The organism is Priestia sp. JNUCC 25, from assembly GCF_053667915.1.
In genome coordinates, this window is the sequence record NZ_CM132211.1 from 1452073 (window position 1) to 1471053 (window position 18981).

Consider the following 18981-nt stretch of genomic DNA (forward strand, 5'->3'; position numbering starts at 1 on the left):
GGGATAAAGGTGAAAAGTTATATTTTGAAACGATTTTTATCCATGCTTGTTACGCTGTGGGTAATTGTGACCTTAACCTTCTTTTTAATGCATTCGATTCCTGGATCTCCATTTAATGAAGAACGAGCGACAAGCGATGCAGTTCAAAAAAACCTGGAATCATTTTATCACTTAGATGAGCCGCTAGCTGTGCAATATATTCTTTATTTAAAATCCATTGTTACCTTTGACTTTGGTCCTTCCATTAAACAGCCGTCTCAAACGGTTAACGACCTTTTAGGAAGAGGGTTTCCCGTGTCATTTGAACTTGGAATGGTGACGTTAATTCTTGCGGTGATTTCCGGTATTACACTAGGCATTATCGCTGCTCTTAGAAGGAATGGAATAATTGATTACATGGCGATGAGCATAGCAGTTATCGGATTGTCGGTTCCAAATTTTGTTATGGCCACATTGTTAATTCAACAGCTTTCTGTCAATTTGAAAATTTTACCTGCCGCTACGTGGACAAGCCCTTTACATATGATTCTTCCGACTCTAGCTCTTGCCACAGGTCCTATGGCTATTATTGCACGTTTGACTCGCTCAAGCATGATAGAAGTACTAACTCAAGATTATATTCGAACAGCGCGTGCAAAAGGGCTTTCGCCAGTAAAAATTGTATTTAAGCATGCGCTTAGAAATGCTTTAATGCCCGTTATAACAGTTCTTGGAACGATTGCAGCCAGCGTATTAACCGGCACATTTGTTATTGAACAAATCTTTGCTATTCCTGGCATGGGAAAATATTTTGTGGACAGTATTAATACGAGAGACTACCCGGTAATTATGGGCACGACGGTCTTTTACAGTTCGATTCTCATCATTATGCTTTTTTTAGTAGACATTGCTTACGGAATACTTGATCCACGAATCAAACTGTATAAGAAGGAGGGATAACGTGCTGGAAAAACAGGAGTATAAGCAAATTCCTGATGAGTGGTTTGTGCCAAAGAAAAAAAAGAAATCTGAAGCTGAAGCAGTTGTAAGGCCGAGTCTTTCTTATTGGCATGATGCTTGGCGCAGGCTTGTAAAAAACAAGTTGGCCATGCTGGGTCTCTTTTTTTTAGTCATTCTCGTTGTGATGGCTATATTCGGTCCTATGTTTTCACCCTACAGTGTAACGAAAGCTTCTTTTACAGAGCAAAACCTTCCTCCTTCAGCTAGTCATTGGTTTGGAACGGATGACTTAGGCAGAGATATGTACACTCGGACATGGTATGGAGCTAGAATCTCTTTATTTGTAGGACTGATGGCAGCGCTTATTGATTTTATCATCGGTGTCATTTACGGGGGATTCTCAGGCTACAAAGGTGGAAAAACAGATAATGTCATGATGCGCGTAATTGAAATTTTATACGGTCTTCCTTATTTATTAGTGGTGATTTTACTAATGGTAGTCATGGGCCCCGGGCTTTCTACGATTATTGTGGCACTTTCCGTTACAGGTTGGATCGGGATGGCGAGAATTGTACGGGGGCAAGTATTGCAAATAAAAAACTATGAATACGTGCTTGCATCCAAAACGTTTGGAACAAAAACTAGTCGTATCATTAAGCGAAACCTGCTTCCAAATACGATGGGGCCGATTATCGTTCAAATGACACTAACCGTACCAACTGCCATTTTTGCTGAAGCTTTTTTAAGCTTTTTAGGGCTGGGTGTACAGGCTCCTTATGCCAGCTGGGGAGTAATGGCAAACGATGGTTTATCAACGATTCTATCAGGCTATTGGTGGCGTTTGTTTTTTCCCGCTTTTTTTATTTCTCTTACCATGTTTGCTTTTAATGTCCTTGGAGACGGACTGCAAGATGCACTTGATCCGAAATTAAGGAGGTAAGCAAATGGAAAAAATGATCCAAATCAAAAACTTACACGTACAGTTTTCAACTTACGGAGGGCGAGTTCAAGCTGTAAGAGGCGTTAGTTTTGATTTACATAAAGGAGAAACACTAGCGATTGTCGGAGAGTCAGGGTGCGGAAAAAGCGTAACATCTCAAAGTATTATGAGGTTAATTCCGACACCTCCGGGCAGGATCACAAGCGGATCTATTTTATTTAAAGGCCAGGATTTAACGAAACTATCAGAAAAGAAAATGCGAGACATTCGAGGCGCTGATATTTCGATGATTTTTCAGGATCCTATGACTGCGCTTAACCCAACTCTTCGCGTAGGTGAGCAAATTGCAGAAAATATTATGCAACATGAAAACATTTCAAAAGAAAAAGCCAAAGAAAAAGCATTTGAAATGCTGGAGCTAGTCGGAATTCCAAATCCTAAAGAACGCCTAAAGCAATATCCTCATGAATTTAGCGGGGGAATGAGACAGCGTATTGTCATTGCAATGGCTCTTGTATGCAATCCCGAAGTGCTCATTGCTGATGAACCTACCACAGCTCTTGACGTCACGATACAAGCGCAGATTTTAGAATTGTTTAAGGATATTCAGCAGAAAACGGATGTCTCTATTGTTTTAATTACCCATGATTTAGGTGTAGTTGCTCAGGTAGCTGACCGTGTTGCCGTAATGTATGCAGGAAAGATTGTAGAAATTGGAACGAGAAGAGACATCTTTTATACGCCGCAGCATCCGTATACAAAAGGATTGCTGCGTTCAGTTCCTCGGTTAGATTTATACGAAAGTGAACTTGTGCCTATTGCAGGATCGCCTCCCGATTTATTTGCACCTCCATCCGGATGTTCGTTCGCACCTCGCTGTCCTTACGTAATGGAAGTGTGTGACCGCATGTATCCTGCGTCGACAAAGCTGAAAGAAAGTCACCAAGTGCACTGCTGGCTTCAAGATGAGAGAGCCCAAAAATTTGTAACAACTATAAGCTAGATTTATAGATGAATAGAGAACTTATGAAAGAGGGGGAAATGATGAAAAAAATAGGGTCTTTACTAATGATGTGTGTACTTATATTTGCACTTGCTGCCTGTACGGCCACAAAAGATTCAGGCGCGGAGCCAGAAAAGAAAAGCAGTACAGCAAAAGAAGACGGTAAGGTCCTTTATATGAATAATGGCGCAGAACCTACGTCTTTTGATCCACCTATTGGATTTGATTCATATTCATGGAATATGCTTAATAACTTAATGGAAGGGCTGACTCGTTTAGGAAAAAGCGATGAGCCTGAAGGAGCAATGGCCGAGAAATGGGATATCTCTGAGGACAAAAAGGTCTATACGTTTCATTTACGAAAAGATGCTAAATGGTCAAATGGAGATGACGTGAAAGCAAGTGATTTCGTATTTGCTTGGAAGAGGCTGTTAGATCCTAAGACGGGTTCTCCAGCGGCATTTTTAGGTTATTTCATCCAAGGTGGAGAACAATTTAATACGGGTAAAGGTAGTGCTGATCAAGTAGGGGTAAAAGCGCTAGATGACAAAACCTTTGAAGTTACGCTTAAAAGCCCTCAAGCCTATTTCTTAAGCGTAGTTTCCAATCCAGCGTTCTTCCCAATTAATGAAAAAGTAGCAACAAAAAATCCGAAATGGTTTGCAGAAGCAGATTCGTTTGTTGCTAATGGTCCCTTCAAATTAACTCAATGGAAGCATAACAGTAATCTAGTCATGGAAAGAAACGATCAGTATTGGGACGCTGAAAATGTAAAGCTCGACAAGGTAAAATGGGTAATTGTTGAAAATACAAACACAGAATATCAAATGTATCAAAATGGAGAACTAGATGTTTCTGAAATTCCATCGGATTTAAGTGAAAAGCTGCTGAAAGATGGAGATGTTCATATCGAAGACCAAGCGGGAACTTACTTCTATCGCTTTAACTTAGATAAAGAGCCCTTTCAAAACAAAAATATCCGTAAAGCATTTGCAATGGCTGTAGATCAAGATCAAATTGTTAATTTTGTTACAAAGAATAAAGAAAAACCAGCTCGTGGGTTCGTATCTTATGGATTTAAAGATGCAGATGGAAAGGATTTCCGAAAAACGGGCGGCGACTTATTAAAAACAGATGGCAAAGAAGCAAAAGCACTTCTGAAAAAAGGAATGAAAGAAGAAGGATATAAAAAGCTGCCAGCTATTACGCTAACATACAGTACAGACGATACGCATAAAAAAATAGCAGAAGCACTGCAGCAAATGTTCAAAGAAAATCTAGGCGTAGATGTGAAGCTTGCCAATATGGAATGGAATGTTTTCCAAGAAGAACAAAAAGCGTTAAAGTTTCAGCTGTCACGAAGTTCATTTTTAGCTGATTATGCAGATCCAATTAACTTTTTAGAGAGCTTCCAGACGGGTCATTCAATGAACCGTACAGCTTGGAGCAATAAAGAATATGATGAGTTAATTAAACAAGCTATGAACGAAACGGATAATAAAAAACGTTTTGAGCTTATGTATAAAGCAGAAGGTATTTTATTTGATGAGATGCCGATCATTCCTATCCATTTCTACAACTATGTGTTTTTAATCAAAGATAACGTATCTGGAATTGTTCGTCATCCTGTTGGCTATTTAGATTTGAAGTGGGCAGATAAACAGTAAAGTGGAACTTTTCGTCAGAGGGGATTTCAATTCCCTTCTGACCCAAGTTTCACTTTCTTCATTTCTTTACACAAAAGGAGTGTAACAAATGATAAAACCAAAACCATTACAAAAAGGTGATACAGTAGCTGTTATTGCACCTGCTAGTCCGCCTAATCAGCACAATCTAAAAAAAGGAATAGAATATTTAAGGGAAATAGGATTAAACGTAGTAACAGGCGCGCATTTATATAAAAAAAACGGGTACTTGGCAGGGACTGATGAACAGCGAGCAGCCGATATACATGCGATGTTTGCCAATAAGGAAGTAAAGGCAATTATCTGTGCATGCGGAGGCTACGGGACTGCTAGGCTTGCCTCGCAATTAAACTACGATTTAATTAAGCGAAACCCAAAGGTTTTTTGGGGGTATAGCGATATTACGTTTTTACATACGGCTATTCATCAGCGCACAGGTTTGGTTACCTTTCACGGGCCAATGCTTTCGTCGGATCTCGGAAAAGAAGATGTTCATATAGAGACGAAGCAAGCTTTTTATCAATTATTTTCTCACCGTTCTTTGTGCTATACGGATCAAATTAGTCCGCTCGACACTATTTGTGAAGGAGAAGCAACTGGTCAGCTGATAGGAGGAAATCTTACTTTGCTGGTAAGCACGCTTGGCACTCCATTTGAACTAGATACAAAAAATCGAATTTTATTTATTGAAGATATTGATGAAGAGCCGTATGAAATTGACCGCATGATGACACAGCTGTATATGGCCAATAAACTGCAGGATGCAGCGGGAATTATTATCGGAGATTTTCATAACTGCTATCCTAAAAAACGTAAGGAGTCGCTTTCATTAGAAGAGGCATTAACAAGTTACCTGACTTCTTTAAAAAAGCCTGTTATGAGAGGGTTTCGCATCGGGCATTGCTCTCCTCAAACAGCTGTGGCGATTGGAAGCTATGCCACGATGTCGACTTATGAACGAATGGTGGAATTTGAATCCGGTATTACATTACCAAAAGATAAAGTCGAACGCTGAAGGTTAAACCTGCGGGGAGGATAAATAAGTGATGGATAAAAAAGCGTATTACGTTTGTGTAGCTGTGGCGACTGTTTGGACTTCCTATGACTCTAGCAGAGAAATAGATGACAATGCAATAAGTTTCCCAGTAAAACTGGATAAATGGCTAGAACAATTAACGTATACACGCCGGTTGGAGCTTTGTGAGAAAAATTTAGTTCAAACGCAGCTGTTACTAGGAGAAGAAGTATATGTAACGGAAATGAAAGGTAAATGGGCAAAAATCGTTATTCCTTCTCAGTTTTCTTCTAAAGATGAAAGAGGATATCCCGGGTGGGTTCCTTTCCACCAACTGATTTCTCAAGCCGAATATTTTCCATTGAATAAACCAACGGCAGTGGTATCAGCAACGATTGCGACCCTGCACCTAGCGGAAGAAGCCTGGCAAATTAGTTATCAAACGCAGCTGCCTCTTTTAAAAGAAGATAAAGAATGGCTACAAGTTCAAACGCCGGTTGGCAGTGGGAGAATAAAACGTCAAGATGCTGTTGTAATAGAGGATAGAAACCGTAAAGTAAAAGGAACTGGGGATATGATTATTGCAGCAGGAGAACAGTTTTTGAATCTTCCATATTTATGGGGTGGCATGAGTGCCTGGGGATATGATTGTTCCGGGTTTGCCTATGCTACTCATAAAGCAAACGGATATCTTATTCCAAGAGATGCAACCGATCAAGCAAGGCAAGGAAAAGAAGTAGGGTTAGCCTCTATTCAACCTGGAGATTTGCTGTTTTTCGCTCATGAAAAAGGTGAAGGGGCTATCCACCATGTTGGTATTTATTATGGTAAAGGAAAAATGCTTCATTCACCTAAAACAGGTAAAACCGTTGAACTGATTGAATTAAAAGGAACGCTTTATGAAGAAGAGCTGTGCGCAGCCCGGCGCTATTATTAGGAGGTGGCAGTTATGACAACGAAGCATTTGTTAGAAGTAAAGCAGCTGAGCAAATATTTTCCGATTACGAATAAGCAGGTTTTGAAAGCAGTAGACGGCGTGTCTTTTCATATTTCAAAAGGAGAAACCTTTGGACTTGTTGGTGAATCCGGCTGCGGAAAATCAACTGCCGGGCGAACAATCATTGGATTGTATAACCGTACATCAGGAGAGGTGCTCTATAAAGGGAAAAACGTGCATGAGCTATCAGAGAAAGAAAAATTTGCTTTTCATCGTAATATGCAAATGATTTTTCAAGATCCATATGCTTCACTAAACCCTCGTTCTACCGTGAAGGAGATTATCTCAGAACCAATGGAGGTTCACGGACTTTATTCGAATAAAAAAGAGATGCTGAACCGCGTGTATGAGTTGCTAGAAGATGTCGGGCTAAATCGTGATCATGCCAATCGCTATCCTCATGAATTCAGCGGCGGGCAGCGCCAGCGTATAGGGATTGCAAGAGCTTTAGCACTAAATCCAGAATGCATTATTGCAGACGAACCTATTTCTGCTTTAGATGTGTCTGTACAGGCTCAAGTAGTTAATTTATTAAAAAAACTCCAAAAAGAAAAAGGATTAACTTATTTATTTATTGCACATGACTTGTCGATGGTAAAGCATATAAGCAATCGTATTGGAGTTATGTATTTAGGGCATTTAGTAGAATTAACAACAAGTTCGGAGCTGTATCAAAAACCGCTTCACCCTTACACTCAAGCTCTACTGTCAGCTATTCCTATCCCTGATCCTGACGTTGAGGATAATCGGAAGCGGATTGTTCTTAAAGGAGAATTACCGAGTCCAATTAACCCGCCCTCTGGCTGCGTGTTTAATACGCGCTGTCCTCTTGCAGTAGCAGCCTGTAAGACTCAAAAGCCAGAGTGGCAGGAAGTTGAAGACAATCACTTTGTAGCCTGTCACTTATACAATCAAAAGATAATGAGTAACAACTATATTGAAACAGCTGCGACAAAATGATGGAAAGAGCGAGAATGAAAATAGAAGATGCAGTTACTACATGGAAGCGGAGTAATAATGGACTTATACGTATTCATATTGAAGGAAAAGAATCCATACAGATTAATTCTTTTATCCAACAACGAGCAGCAAGTACAATCAAGCTGCTGCTTGCAATAGAAGCGTTTCGTCAAATTGATGAGGGCATCTTGGCTTTAACATCTGTCATTCAAAGAATGGAAAAAAACACGGTTGGTGGAGCAGGTGTACTTAGAGCTCTTCCGCGGTTAACACATATTAAAGTGGAAGAGCTGCTTACCCTTATGATAATTGTTTCTGACAACACAGCTACAAATGAGCTCATTTCTTTAGTAGGATTTGAAAAAATTAACGAATGTGCTAAAAATCTAGGATTAAAGAAAACTGTTTTAAACCGCTATATGATGGACGAAATCGCTGTTGAAAAAGGGATTGATAATTATACGTGTGCCTCTGACGTAGTAAAGTGTTTAAGGGAAATATATGAAGGAAACCTTTTGCAAAAATCTAGTCGCGAAAAAATAATGAGAATGTTAGAAATGCAGCAGTTTCAGCATAAGCTTCCAGCACGTATAGGATCAGCGTTTCAAGCTGCGAATAAGACTGGAGAACTACAGGGAGCAGAACATGATAGTGCTATTCTCATGCGAGGTAACGAAACGTATTATGCCGTTATTTTGATAGATGGACTAAGTGACAATGAACAGGGAAGGAGATTAATTGCTGATATTGGATACCTTCTGTCATCTAACATCTAAAAATCTTTTAACCGTATACTTCAATAAGCGAGATTGGTTTGCTCCCTTTTATTTAATGTCTTCTATCAAAGAAAAACTCACATTTACTAATAATAAATGCTTGTCTTCTCAGATTTTGGCGAGGCCGTTGTTTGCTGTGCTGGATTTGTGCTAGTAATAGATAAACATGTTCTTTTTCATGAAATTTTATGAAAAAATAATGATAAATCATTCATCCTATACCAACTTATTCGTATTTTTTATATAATAGAATAATAGTATATATTTTAAACGAATAGTGAATGTCTATGCAAAGCAGCAAGGAGCATGAAATTATTCGATTCATAAATGGTGGTGTATGTATGGCAAACGAACATGTAATGATAGATATTATAAAAGCATTTAAACGCAATTCAACTGAATCCATTGCCATGGATTTAATTAAGGAAGTGCGAGGGACATTTAGTCCATTACCTAAATATATAGCGGATTTAATTGATGAGCTGAGAAAATTAAATTTAAAAGACGAAGTGATCAGTGTAATCTTGTATCAATCTGTATATGTGGCAGATCATCAATTTAATATTAAAGATACCATTACCAATCGTCAGTTTGTAAAAGATACGATTGAAATGGGCAGAAGATGGGTGCATCAGTACGGCCGAATTGAAACAGTAGAAGAAGCAATTCATATTGCAGAGCAAGTGTCTACAAAAGAGGACTTGCCTCATCATTTGCAAACAGCAACAATTGACGAAAAAATTACGCTTGAGGTGCAGCTTGATCATCAAACGTATGAAATGTTAAAAAATATAGCGGTTTATTATGATCATCATTCCTATGAACAGTCAATGACTGTAGCAATTAATCGTTTATATACGCAGCTGCGCGATGCACAATCAAAGAATAGTTAAATGTCAAATCTCACATGTTCCGTGCACCATGTGAGATTTTTTAAGATGTGAAAGAGGCGCAGATGAAAATGTCTTGCTCCATCATTCACCAAAAGGAGGGAGAACATAGATGAGGGTATATTTATCTCCTCTTCAAAAAAAAGATGCTTCTAAAGTTTTTGCATATTGGTCGGATGAAGAGGTTACTAGATATATGAATATTGAGCCCTTTACGACGCTTTATCAAGCGGAAAGCATGATTGCACTTCTCCAAAATTTGACGAAAGAAGGGAAAGCAACACGCTATGCTATTCGATTAAAGACTTCCGATGAGATCATTGGAACCTGCGGTCTAAACCGTATTGATTATGTTAAAAAGCAAGCAGAGATTGGGTATGATTTAGGCAAACCTTTTTGGAAAAAAGGCCTCATGACAGAAGCGCTCTGCCTTTTGCTAGAAAAAGCTTTTGAAGAGTTTCATATACAAGAAATTGAAGCAAAAGTTGATCCTAATAATAAAGATTCAATTACTCTTTTAAAAAAATTTTCGTTTCAACTAGAAGAGGAGTATGAGTCAGATGATTGTACTTATTTATACACCGTCAACAAGGAAAAAGTGAGCGCGATATTGTCAGGACGTTCAAAAGGTAAGAAGTAAATCAAGCATAAGTTCTGCATAAGTTCTTTTGAAATAGTAAATATTTTTAGGCCTTAACCGATAACAAAGAAAAGAACGAATTGAAGGAAGGTCATGAATGAATCATCATACACATTTACTAGAAGGGACGTACAATGAGTTACTCGTTACACTCTCTTTCCTTATCGCTATTACTGCGGCGTACGCTTCTTTTGGGTTAGCTAATCGTGTGAAAATTTCCCGGGCAAAATTTATTCAGTTTTGGTTAATCAGCGGGGCATTTACATTGGGAATAGGCATTTGGTCAATGCATTTTATCGCCATGCTTGCTTTTCACTTGCCCGTAGATGTTTCATATAATTTATGGTTTGTTCTTCTCTCAATTTTGGGAGCGATAACGGGATGTTATATAGGCCTCTACCTCATTCACAAACAAAAGAAAAGTATAAAAGCACTTATCATTGCAGGGAGCTTTATGGGAGCTGGAATTGTTTTTATGCACTATTTGGGCATGATGGCTATGGAGCCAATTATGATTTCATATGATCCATTTATCGTTTTTCTCTCTATTCTTATTGCTGTTGTTGCTTCTAATACAGCTTTGTGGCTTGGTTTTTATTCAAAGCTAAATGAAGGGAAGCTTACCGTTTTTGCTAAGGTTATTTGTTCTACTATTATGGGCATTGCTATTGCAGGTATGCACTATACGGGCATGCAGGCAGCTTCTTTTTCAGGAATGTCAATATCTGAACACTCAAACGGCTTTGCCTTAAATCCAATATATTTATCCGTCGTTATTGTTTTTTTTATTGTCTGCCTATTTACGGCTGTGTTTTTAACCATTTTTATGGATCGACGCGTACAAAAACAAGAAGTTTTAAAATGGGCTTTTTTTGAATCCGCCCTGGATGCTATTTTGGTAATCGATGAAAAAAGACATGTTTTATCGCTCAATTATGCAGCGGAAACGCTTTTCTCTCTTAAAGCATCAGATGTAATCGGGAGTAATGTTGTTAAGCTGCTGCCCTTCTATGAATTTTCTTCTCTACAAGATGGACGAACTGAGCACTCCCTTTTGATAAGTAATAGAGAAGTTACGGTTGAGATAACGGTGATGGCGGTAGGAATTGAAGAGACGGTTGAGTATATGCTGTATATCCGCAATATGACGCAAGAGCGCGAAGCGGAAAAAACGTTGATTGAAGCAAAAAATCGCTATGAAAACTTGTTTTACTCCTCTCCATTGGCAATTATGGTCCATCGAGAAGAAGAGGTCGTGTCTGTGAATGATGCTATGATTCAGCTTTTAGGAGTAACGGAAGACCAGCTCGTTGGTAAATCGTTATATGATTTCTTTTCATCTGAACAAGTTCCTGATATTAAAAAAGGATTGAAGGCAGTAAAGGATAGAAAAGATGAGCCAAGATCTCCATTAGCTCAGTTGAAAATGTTTAATGCGTTAGGTAAGGAACTCTTCTTAGAAGTAAAATCTACGCTCATTCAAATTAATGGAGAGACGCTTTTTCAGACAGTAACTAGAGATGTAACGGAACAGAAAAAAGCTCAAGAATCGCTTCAATACATGGCTTTTCACGATATGCTAACAGATTTACCAAATCGAAGTATGTTTTCAAGCATTGTAGAGAAATCCATTGATTCAGCAGCTACTTCAGGAAAAAAGCTTCATTTCTTATTTTTAGACCTAGATCGTTTCAAACAGGTAAATGACACGCTTGGTCATCATGCTGGAGATCAGCTTATGCTTCAGGTTGTTGATCGAATGAAGAGCTGCCTAAGAAACCAAGATGTGCTTTCGCGTTTTGGAGGAGATGAGTTTTTAGTTTTACTGCATGATAGGACTGATGAAGAAGTGAAAAAAATCTGTCAATCATTAAATGACTGCTTATCCACTCCTTTTGTAGTGCTATCGAGAGATGTTTATTTAGGGGTAAGCATCGGAGTTAGTTTATTTCCTAAAGATGGAAAGTTGCTTGAAGTGCTAGTTCGCCATGCTGATTTAGCGATGTACGAAGTCAAAAAACAAGGGCGTAATCATTATCTGTTTTATCAAAAAGAAATGCAGGTTCATACTACGCGACGAATGAGAATTGAAGATGGGTTACGCAAGGCTTTTGAGCTGGGCGAAATGGAGCTTCACTATCAGCCGAAAGTCAATATTCAAAGTGGCCATATTGTTGGAGTGGAGGCTTTAATCCGGTGGACTCATGCCGAGATGGGCGTCATTTCTCCCGCAGAATTTATTCCGATTGCTGAAGAAACAGGCGTTATTGTTACACTGACGAAATGGGTATTAAAAAAAGCGTGCCATCAAAATAAGTATTGGCAGCTTCAAGGACTTCCTCCCTTAAAAATGAGTGTGAACATATCAAGCGTTGATTTTGGTACAACTGATTTTGTTGATTATGTGTTAGGTGTCTTGCGTGAAGTAGAGTTAGAATCACGATATTTAGAACTTGAAATTACAGAAAGTGTAACGATGAAGCATGTTGAGCAAACAATCGAAAAGCTACAAATCTTAAAAGATGCAGGAGTATTTATTTCGATTGATGATTTTGGCTCAGGATACTCCTCGTTCAGCTATATTCAGAAGCTACCTATTCATACGCTGAAAATTGACCGGTCTTTTATTAAAGATTTAGATCCTAATACAACGGAAGTATCGATTGTCAGAGCCATTATTACACTAGCCAAAAGTTTGCAGCTATCCGTCGTAGCAGAAGGTGTAGAAGAAGTTGAACAAGTAGAACTTCTTCATAAAGAAAAATGTGATGAGGTGCAGGGATACTATTTCTCCAAACCGATTTCAGCGGAGGAATTTTATGAGAAATTTCATAAAATCGAAGAGAAAATGGAATTTGTTCATTAATGTAAAAAGCCGTTCTTATTTAAAAGAACGGCTTTTTACATTTAAGGTCAGAGCTAACAGTTTATACAATACATAGATTCCAAGGTATGCACCGGTTAATAAAAAAGCTGAATTTAAAAAGATTGCATGAATGCTCGTCATAAAAACAGTATGGTTTTTTAAGATACGATAGATAGAAGCAGCAGCTATATTTCCAAATACTAGCGCTGAAAGAAGGGCTAGCGTATTAAAAACTGGCTCTGCTCCTTTCCATTTGAGTGAGAAAAAGAGCATGATAATAGGAATAATAATACTTCCAGAAACTAACAGAAAAATCAATGGACCATCTCCAATACGTTATCTTATTACAGTTACATACGATAATGTTTTTGCTTATTTTTAGATAGTCTTCCCTTTTTATAGTCTGTTAAGCTTTTTTCTTCCATTTTTTACTTATATAAAAAAGTAAAATGATGGATAAAACCATTAAAATGATTTTGCCTTGCATAGATCCTTGTGAAATATGATAAACCGAATAAACTTCAATAAAAAGCGCTGGAATTTTTCCAAGTGCGCTAGCAGAAATGAATACGGCAAAGGAGCCTTTTCCTACAGCGCTGAAGAATGTAATGAGGCCTGATGGAACAAAGGGAAGTAAACGCAAAGAAAGAATCAATATAAAACTCTCTTTCCCTTGTACGCGCAGCAGCTTTAGCGACTTGGAGTGAGAAGGTGTTTTTGTATGAACAAGTGTACGGAAACCTTTTCGATACAGCCAAAAAGAGAGAGCTGCACCTAAAACTTCTCCAATAAAAGAAAGTAAAAATCCGTTCCAAAAACCAAATAATTTTACGTTTACGAACGTAAGGGGTGCGCTTGGAAATACGCCCGTAATGCTAATAAGAATGTTCAAGAGAATGCTGATAAACTCAGCTGCTTCTAAATGTTCAAGCAGAAATGTTTGAAGATAGTCAGTCATGGTTATACTCCCATTTATGTTTTACTTGTAGGGCTATTTTAGATGATTTTCTACTATTATATAATTTTTGGCATGAAATAAGTAGGTAAGCAGTTTATAAAAAACGAAACAGGGTAAATACTTACTAATGAAAGATGATTTACTGATTTGAAGGGATGGACAACTCATGTTGAAATTTTTGCTTGTTATTGTAGTTGTATTATTAATTATTATGATTTTTAAACGCTTTATCCGAAAATAAAAATGCTAACTAAGCAGCTCGTGAGATCTTTCTCACGAGCTCTTTTGCGGAGCTATTCAGTAGCTCAACAATACACTTTTTACCTGTGATGAATATCACTGCAGCTAGAAAAATGAAGGGGTAAGATAGAAATGGGAGGGAGGTATATGGAATTATTATTCTATCTCAGCACTTATTTATCAGGGGGAGCTATTGCATTATGGTTAATTAATGCAGCATTTAATGGATTATTAAAATAACAGAGGGAGAGAAAATGAACGATTCTAAAGGTATATTTAACGATAAAGAAAGAAAGCTTGCTCGCTATTTGGAGACGTACACAACTGAGCAGATTTTAACTGAAGCAGGCATGTCTTCGTCTGCTGCGCTATATGAGTTGAAAAAAATAAGATTACCGCGGGCAGTTGCTAATACGATTGTTTATTACGTACTGGCAACAAATAATCAAAAGCTGGTTATGTACAAACTGCTCATGTTAGCTGGTGTTTGTAAAAAGCTTGGCATTCAAGATGCACAGGCAGCCCTCACTTTTATCAAAAAATATTACGTTTGTCATCAGCATTTACACTAAAAAGTACATCTGTCTGAGGGGGGAAAGAGATGAATATTGTCCCATTTAAGCAGCGTTCATCTGCAAAAAATGATCAAGGCAGAGAACAGCCGTTTCAATGTTTCATTGAGGGAGATCGATTTCAGTTAGATTTGTATATGACATATTTATTTCATCGCTGCCATTCTAGCAGGTATAGATATAACCGTGCTAACAGAAAGGGTAGGATGTAATGATAAGATACCAGTGGTAAGCGGCTTCATTTTTCCTGATGGAATAATGAAGCCGTTTGTTGTGTTAGAAAGAATGATTTACTATGATGTAGTTAATGATAAAAGAAAAAGGAAGGGAAGGAACGTAATGGATTTACATAAGTGGGAATATTGGATTTCAAAGCTCGAGCTTCAGCCTCATCCAGAAGGAGGGTTTTATAAACAAACCTATCGCTCCAATGATGAAATTTCTGATAAAGAAGTGTCATCGCAGTTTGATGATAAACGATTTCTATACACGAGTATTTACTTTTTATTAAGGTCTCAAGATGTATCGCATTTCCACCGGCTGCAATCAGATGAACTATGGTACTATCATGGGGGAAGCCCTTTAACCATTCATATTATTTACCGCGACGGAACCTATCAAGAAGTAAAACTAGGTACAAACTTAGAAAATGGAGAAGTTCCTCAATTTTTAGTTCCAAGAGATACGATTTTTGGTTCCTCTGTGGCAAATGAGAATACGTTTTCTCTCGTTGGATGCATGGTCGCACCAGGTTTTGATTTCCGTGACTTTGAATTATTCACAAAACAGCAGCTGCTTGATGAATTCCCCGAGCATGTTGTGATCATCGACAAATTAGGGTACGATAAATTGCCAAATGATTAAAAAGCATGCATCTCGGTTTGATGCATGCTTTTTTCATTTGAACCAGCCTTTTTCCTTAAAGCGAGTAATGGCTTCAATGCGGTTCTTTACTTCGAGTTTGTCCAGAATGGTAGAAATATAATTGCGCACCGTTCCAGTCTTAATAGATAGTTCGTCAGCAATTTCTTTTGTGTTTTTTCCATCAGCTACTAGAGCTAATACTTCTTTCTCTCTAGCTGTAAGAGGACTGGTAGATTCACTATATAAGTCATCCACTAATTCTGGAGCATAGAGGCGCCTGCCTGCCATCACGCTTCGAATGGAATTTGCGAGTTCTTCACTTGGACTATCTTTTAGTAAGTATCCGCTTACGCCTGCTTTCAAAGCTCTTTGAAAATAGCCGGAGCGAGCGAACGTTGTCAAAATGATGACTTTGCAGTTTAAATCTTTCAGTTCCTCTGCAGCTTCAAGTCCAGTTTTAAGAGGCATCTCGATATCCATTACGCATATATCTGGCTGGTGCTGCTTAGCAAGTGATACCGCTTGTTCCCCATTTGAAGCTTTTCCGACAACTTCCATGTCATCTTCTAAATTTAACAAAGAGCCTAAAGCCCCTAACATCATTTGCTGATCTTCGGCAATGACAATTCGAATCATAATTGTTCCTCCTTAATATGTTTAACGATGTTTGGAACTGTAATATGAATAATCGTCCCCCCTTGACTGGAGATATCAAGATGGCCGTTTACAAACTCCAGCCGTTCTTTCATTCCTAAAAGACCGTTTCCTTTCCAGCAGGTTTTCTTCGTATTAATACCAACTCCATTGTCTTCTACCGTTATGCCTACTTCTTTTGCAGACTGATGTAAAGTAATCGTGCAAACGGTGGCTTGACTATGTTTGACCACATTGGTTACAGCTTCTTTTAAGCACATGCTAAGAATATTTTCAATTAGCAACGACACATTCTCTAATGAAATGGCTTCTTCTCCTACAAACTTAATTTCGGCAGCTTCTAAAAGCTCCTGAACGCGTTTTAGTTCTTCACTAAGGCGGATTCCACGCATTTGAGAAACCATGTTTCTCACTTCATTAAGAGCCGTGCGCGCTGTTTGCTGGACATCTTTTAATTCTGATTTTGCTTTTTCAGGATCTTTTGTAATAAGTTTTCTTGCTAAATCACTTTTTAGACCGATAAGAGACAGCTTTTGTCCTAACGTATCGTGCAGATCGCGAGCTATCCGCTGGCGTTCTTCCTGTTTTACAAGCTCAGAAATACGTTTATTTGCATCTTCAAGCTGTTCTTCCAGCCGGTCTCGCTTCTTCCGATTATAAATGCTAAATGGCAGTACAATCACACTGATGGAAATTACAAAAATGAAAGGCAGCTGTTTTAAAAAGATCTCTTCTTGCATAACAACGTTAAAGTTTACCGAAATAACGGTGCTAATTAAATGAACAGCATACAAAGTAAAGAAAGCGAGCCGTTTTTGGATATTTCCAATAAAATAAGCGATAAAAAAAGCAAAGTAAAAGGCAAAGTAAATATAATTGAAAATAGTTGTCAGGGCTAAGGAAATAACGATTAACAAAGCCGTCCATACGTAAACGGACTTGTCCGTTGAAACAAATGCAAAACGATAGAAAATAAAAAATAAGATGGTGAGTAACGAACCAACAATAATGTGATTCATGGATGAAGACTGTAAGATAAAATAAAATGGTAAAATGGCAAATACCGTCCATATGTAAGGAGATAGCCCAGTGATTTTTTGGAAAAACGTATATTTTTTCATAAAGAACCTCGTTTACTTGTTAAAATACACTATTAGTTTACCACAAAGTAGAATGAAATAAGTTTAGACGGATAGATAAAACAGTCAAGCTTTTGAAAGCTTGACTGTTTTGTTTTATTAAAGTTCTGCTTTTGTTTGAGATGACATTCTGCTTGCTTTTGGTACAGCTGAGCGTGTTTTTATTTCTTTAAAGCTCACAAACATTTTGTTTTCTTCATCCCATAGACGGAATCGAAGAGAGCGAAGACTTGTTGCGAGTGTAATGGTTGGTACATTTTGAAGAGGCTGTGTGTGTTGATGAACAGCTTCAAGCTTATAGTTGGGCACTCTTGGGCTTAAATGATGTACATGGTGAAACCCAATATTGCCTGTTAGCCATTGCAATAGTTTTGGAAGCTTGTAAAATGAACTTCCTTCAACGGCTGCTTTTACATAATCCCAGTGCTCATCTTCTTCAAAATAAGAGTCTTCAAACTGGTGCTGTACATAAAACAGCCAAATTCCAATTGAACCTGAAATGAAGAAAATCGGTCCTTGAATTAATAGGAACGCCTGCCAACCTACCAACCAGCAGGTCGCTGCCGCTAATGCAACGATCAATACATTTGTAAGGTACGTATTCATTCTTTCATTTTTCTTCGCATTTTTTTGATTGAATCGGTTTGTAATCAAAAATACATATATAGGTCCCACGCCGAACATAATGAACGGGTTGCGATAGATACGGTAAGCGATTTTTTTCCAAATAGAAGCTTCTTTATATTCTGTTACGGTTAACACCCAAATGTCACCCGTACCTCTTTTATCTAAGTTGCTGCTTGTTGCATGGTGAATTGCATGGCTATGTCCCCATTGACTGTAAGGGAACATCGTTAAGACACCGGTAATTGTTCCGAGAATTTTATTGTGTTGTCTACTCTTAAAGAAAGAGTAGTGACAACAGTCATGAAAAATAATGAATATTCTTACTAAAAACCCTGCTGCGATAACAGTTAGCGGAAATGCTAAAAAATAAGAAATTGAAAGGCTCTCATAAGCGAGAAACCACAGTGTGAAAAAAGGTAAAAAAGTATTGATCAATTGTCTTATGCTGTCTTTCATTACTGCTTTTTCAAAAGGTGCAACTTGTTTTCGTAAATTCTTTTGTTTTTGTATAGTCATATGAAATTCCTTTCATCACCGTATATTACCCTCAGTATAAAGGGATTTTTCTGACTATTTAAGACATACGTGTCATATAGAAACTATGACACTTGTCATATATACGTAGGGGGAAGCTGTAAAAAATGAAAAAAAGCGGTATTTAACAGTCTTCGGTTCTGATAAAATTATACAGTGAAGGCTTATTGTTACGGAGCATTTAAGAAGAAAAAAGGAGTTTGAAATGAGTAAAAGAAATAGATGGGTATATCTGCTTCTAGCTATTGTTATCATGGGAGCAGGCCTTTTATCAAGAAAACTTACCGCGTATCTTCCTCACATCGTAAATATATATGCGGGAGATTCGTTATGGGCCTTAATGATTTTTGTCAGTGCGGGTTTTTTGTTTCCTGCATGGAAGACAAAAACGATTGGTATGTTTGCTATAGTGTTTTGTTACTTCATTGAATTTACACAGCTGTATCACGCTCCGTGGATTGATGACATAAGAAAAAATGCGCTAGGAGGGCTCATTCTGGGGTATGGCTTCTTATGGAGAGATATACTAGCCTATTCGATTGGAGTCGCGGCAGGAATGAGCTGGGAGTATTATAGATATCGATTTAAAAGATCCGCCTAGCAAATACGGTTCAACGAATCTTAGAACTCAGCTGAGGATGGAATAAGCCGTAAGGTTATGAAGCAGGATGTATATACATAA

The 18981-nt window shown here is 38.0% G+C and carries 20 protein-coding genes; 15 read left to right on the plus strand and 5 right to left on the minus strand.

From position 1 onward, the window contains the following. The first annotated feature begins 9 nt into the window (after positions 1–9). The 11 genes from JNUCC25_RS07415 (at position 10) to JNUCC25_RS07465 (ending at position 12711) form a co-directional block, all read left to right on the plus strand. Positions 10–939, plus strand: a complete 930-nt coding sequence (locus JNUCC25_RS07415) for an ABC transporter permease (protein ID WP_013056182.1) — start codon at positions 10–12, stop codon at positions 937–939. Further along, entirely contained in the window at positions 923–1879 is a 957-nt protein-coding gene (locus JNUCC25_RS07420) for an ABC transporter permease (RefSeq protein ID WP_170959573.1), read from the plus strand. Before JNUCC25_RS07415 ends, JNUCC25_RS07420 begins: the two co-directional genes overlap by 17 nt. Positions 1880–1883: 4 nt before the next feature. Next, on the plus strand, positions 1884–2882 hold the full coding sequence (locus JNUCC25_RS07425) for an ABC transporter ATP-binding protein (protein ID WP_029324157.1): 999 nt from the start codon (positions 1884–1886) through the stop codon (positions 2880–2882). A gap of 23 nt (positions 2883–2905) precedes the next feature. Continuing rightward, on the plus strand, positions 2906–4549 hold the full coding sequence (locus JNUCC25_RS07430; RefSeq protein WP_035439263.1) for a peptide ABC transporter substrate-binding protein: 1644 nt from the start codon (positions 2906–2908) through the stop codon (positions 4547–4549). Between the two features lie 88 nt (positions 4550–4637). Further along, positions 4638–5582 carry a S66 peptidase family protein gene (locus JNUCC25_RS07435; RefSeq protein WP_013056186.1) on the plus strand — a complete coding sequence of 315 codons (945 nt, stop codon included), beginning with the start codon at positions 4638–4640 and terminating at the stop codon, positions 5580–5582. 31 nt (positions 5583–5613) lie between these two features. Further along, positions 5614–6519, plus strand: a complete 906-nt coding sequence (locus JNUCC25_RS07440) for a C40 family peptidase (RefSeq protein WP_407728411.1) — start codon at positions 5614–5616, stop codon at positions 6517–6519. A 12-nt stretch (positions 6520–6531) separates the two neighbouring features. Further along, positions 6532–7539, plus strand: coding sequence for an ABC transporter ATP-binding protein (locus JNUCC25_RS07445; protein WP_013056188.1), 1008 nt, complete (start codon positions 6532–6534; stop codon positions 7537–7539). Between the two features lie 14 nt (positions 7540–7553). Continuing rightward, entirely contained in the window at positions 7554–8315 is a 762-nt protein-coding gene (locus tag JNUCC25_RS07450; RefSeq protein ID WP_318251982.1) for a serine hydrolase, read from the plus strand. A gap of 341 nt (positions 8316–8656) precedes the next feature. Further along, on the plus strand, positions 8657–9208 hold the full coding sequence (locus tag JNUCC25_RS07455) for a hypothetical protein (protein ID WP_013056190.1): 552 nt from the start codon (positions 8657–8659) through the stop codon (positions 9206–9208). A 109-nt stretch (positions 9209–9317) separates the two neighbouring features. Next, positions 9318–9845 (plus strand): GNAT family N-acetyltransferase, encoded by a 528-nt coding sequence (locus JNUCC25_RS07460; protein ID WP_454223030.1) that lies wholly within the window; start codon positions 9318–9320, stop codon positions 9843–9845. A gap of 97 nt (positions 9846–9942) precedes the next feature. Further along, on the plus strand, positions 9943–12711 hold the full coding sequence (locus JNUCC25_RS07465) for a bifunctional diguanylate cyclase/phosphodiesterase (protein WP_029324162.1): 2769 nt from the start codon (positions 9943–9945) through the stop codon (positions 12709–12711). 15 nt (positions 12712–12726) lie between these two features. On the opposite strand, the gene JNUCC25_RS07470 is transcribed toward JNUCC25_RS07465, so the two are convergent. Continuing rightward, complete coding sequence (locus JNUCC25_RS07470; protein ID WP_029324163.1) at positions 12727–13029, minus strand: hypothetical protein; 303 nt, start codon at positions 13027–13029, stop codon at positions 12727–12729. 88 nt (positions 13030–13117) lie between these two features. After that, positions 13118–13669 carry a TVP38/TMEM64 family protein gene (locus JNUCC25_RS07475; RefSeq protein ID WP_029324164.1) on the minus strand — a complete coding sequence of 184 codons (552 nt, stop codon included), beginning with the start codon at positions 13667–13669 and terminating at the stop codon, positions 13118–13120. Between the two features lie 494 nt (positions 13670–14163). On the opposite strand from JNUCC25_RS07475, the gene JNUCC25_RS07480 reads away from it, so the two are divergent. From JNUCC25_RS07480 to JNUCC25_RS07490, 3 genes are all read left to right on the plus strand, one after another. Beyond that, positions 14164–14481, plus strand: a complete 318-nt coding sequence (locus JNUCC25_RS07480) for a hypothetical protein (protein WP_013056195.1) — start codon at positions 14164–14166, stop codon at positions 14479–14481. 29 nt (positions 14482–14510) lie between these two features. Beyond that, positions 14511–14693: a hypothetical protein gene (locus JNUCC25_RS07485; protein ID WP_029324165.1), complete on the plus strand. Its 183-nt coding sequence runs from the start codon at positions 14511–14513 to the stop codon at positions 14691–14693. Between the two features lie 127 nt (positions 14694–14820). After that, positions 14821–15345: a cupin domain-containing protein gene (locus tag JNUCC25_RS07490; RefSeq protein ID WP_013056196.1), complete on the plus strand. Its 525-nt coding sequence runs from the start codon at positions 14821–14823 to the stop codon at positions 15343–15345. A gap of 33 nt (positions 15346–15378) precedes the next feature. On the opposite strand, the gene JNUCC25_RS07495 is transcribed toward JNUCC25_RS07490, so the two are convergent. The 3 genes from JNUCC25_RS07495 to JNUCC25_RS07505 form a co-directional block, all read right to left on the minus strand. Continuing rightward, positions 15379–15981, minus strand: a complete 603-nt coding sequence (locus JNUCC25_RS07495) for a response regulator transcription factor (RefSeq protein WP_013056197.1) — start codon at positions 15979–15981, stop codon at positions 15379–15381. Continuing rightward, entirely contained in the window at positions 15978–17120 is a 1143-nt protein-coding gene (locus tag JNUCC25_RS07500) for a sensor histidine kinase (RefSeq protein ID WP_013056198.1), read from the minus strand. Before JNUCC25_RS07500 ends, JNUCC25_RS07495 begins: the two co-directional genes overlap by 4 nt. 117 nt (positions 17121–17237) lie before the next feature. Next, positions 17238–18281 carry a fatty acid desaturase gene (locus JNUCC25_RS07505; protein WP_013056199.1) on the minus strand — a complete coding sequence of 348 codons (1044 nt, stop codon included), beginning with the start codon at positions 18279–18281 and terminating at the stop codon, positions 17238–17240. Positions 18282–18504: 223 nt separating this feature from the next. Between JNUCC25_RS07505 and JNUCC25_RS07510 the strand changes: the two genes are divergently transcribed. Beyond that, positions 18505–18900: a ribosomal maturation YjgA family protein gene (locus JNUCC25_RS07510; protein ID WP_029324167.1), complete on the plus strand. Its 396-nt coding sequence runs from the start codon at positions 18505–18507 to the stop codon at positions 18898–18900. Positions 18901–18981 lie beyond the last annotated feature (81 nt).